Source organism: Stenotrophomonas sp., from assembly GCF_032066555.1.
Classification (GTDB): domain Bacteria; phylum Pseudomonadota; class Gammaproteobacteria; order Xanthomonadales; family Xanthomonadaceae; genus Stenotrophomonas.
On sequence record NZ_DAMBKV010000003.1, the window covers coordinates 295,299 to 297,298 of the forward strand.

At 65.8% G+C, this 2,000-nt stretch carries 1 protein-coding gene; it reads right to left on the minus strand.

The features are described 5' to 3' along the window. Positions 1 to 275: 275 nt before the first annotated feature. Positions 276 to 1,769: a VWA domain-containing protein gene (locus tag RT131_RS06330; RefSeq protein WP_313171246.1), complete on the minus strand. Its 1,494-nt coding sequence runs from the start codon at positions 1,767 to 1,769 to the stop codon at positions 276 to 278. Positions 1,770 to 2,000 lie beyond the last annotated feature (231 nt).

Consider the following 2,000-nt stretch of genomic DNA (forward strand, 5'->3'; position numbering starts at 1 on the left):
CCGCAGAAGCCTACCCCTCCCAACCCTCCCCTTGCCTGCGGCAAAGGGAGGGAGCAGCGTAGTGCCGAGCCATGCTCGGCAGACGCTCTACCGGTAAGGCCTCTGCCGAGCATGGCTCGGCACTACGGAACCCGACTTTGTAGGAGCGGCGTAAGCCGCGAAGCTGGCAATGCTGAAAGGCCGCAGAAGCCTACCCCTCCCAACCCTCCCCTTGCCTGCGGCAAAGGGAGGGAGCGTAGTGCCGAGCCATGCTCGAGGGAGGCAGCACAGCTCGCTCAGCCCTTCGGCAGCTGCGCCAGCTCCTCGCGCACCAGCTTCACCACCAGCTTGTCCAGGGTGTCGACCGAATAGTTCTCCACCTCATGCACGGTCTCGCTGCCCGGACCGCTGGAGGGATCACTGGCGTCCTTGTAGGTCAGGAAGATGAATCGCCCGCCGGTGTACTGCGCGATCTGCCGCTGCGCGATCTCGCCGGTCGTGTCCTGGCCGGATGCGGCAACGCTCAACACCTTGATGCCCTTGCCCAGCGCCGCCAGCATGGTCTGCTCGTAGCGCGGCTGCGGGTAGTCCATGTGCGGCGGCGCATCGGCCAGTGACACCAGCAGGCGGGTAGTTGAAGCACCGCGCCAGTTCATTGCCTGCACCGCGTGGTCAAAGGCCTCGTTCATTGCTTCCGGGTAGTCACCGCCACCATTGGCGCGCACGCCATCGAGCACTTTCTGGAAGCCGGCAACGTTGTTGCTCAGGTCCCAGCCACGCACGAAGTATTCGTCACCGCGGTCTCGGTAGGTCACCAGCCCCAGGCAGATGTCCGGGTTGGAGGGCAGCTGGGCGATGTCACGGACGATGCCCTGCAGTGAATCGCGCAGCTTGTCGATTTCATCGGCCATCGAACCGGTGGCATCAACCATGAACACAAGATCGAGCTTGGCCCGGGCTGGCAGTGGCGCATCGGCTACCACAACCTGCACGGCATTCTTCTGTCCGCGCTGCAGGGCCGAGGTCACCGTCTTGCCTGCGCGTCGCACCTGCACCTGGTAGCTGGCCGAATCGCGGTCATCAAAGGCATTGGGATGTATCCACACCTGGCCACCGGCATCGGTGCGCGCCCACATCCGCGCGCCGTTGCGGGCGGTAACAGCCACTTCCGCATCCGGTACCGGCCGGCCCTGTGTATCCACCACCTGCAGGCGCTGGCGCACGCTGACATCGCGTCCGAGCGTATTGGCCTCTTCGTGACGCTGCAGGAATTGCCGGAAGGCGGTGAAGTCGGCATTGTCATCGACCACCCCAGCGGTCACCTGCTGCTGGCGCAGGTGACCGCTGGTCGGCGCGACGGCCATCGGTATTTCCGCGGCGGCCGGTGCAACCTCGGCCATCGCATCCGCACTGACCGCAACCGGCGGTGGCGGTGCCGCAGGCGCAGGCATCGGAGCCATCATCTTCGCCATCGCGCGCGAACCGTCCCCACGACGCAGGCGAACCTCGCCCGCGGCGATATTGTGCTGCTGCGGCCTGGGGCTGGGATCGGCAACCTCGCGCAGCACCGGCGTGTCGCTGCATACCGTGGCGCTGGGTGCCTGGAAGTTGGGCTGGGTCTGGCGCGTACGCTGGAGGGTCGGCGCCTTGAGGTCGCCGCTGTCTTCGGCCACCGGGAACGGGGTGTGGCGGACCGACGCGGCTACCGGCAGGCCGACCAACAACGTCACTGCCGCGGCCAGCGCGATGTTACGAACCGCCGGCCTGTTTGAACCCTTTGCGCTACCCATGATTCCTGCTCCTTGCGGGCCGCGTGATGCGGCGTACGGGGATAGGAACGGATGGGAATGGGGAGTGGGGTTAAATCTGCTCCCTCCCTTGCACAACGCGCGGGGGAGGGTTGGGGAGGGGTTGGCTTCTGATCTTCGGCGCTGTCGACAACGCTGCTGTAGTGCCGAGCCATGCTCGGCAGAGGCTTTACCAACGAAGAAGCTGCCCTCACCCCAACCCCTCTCCCGTAA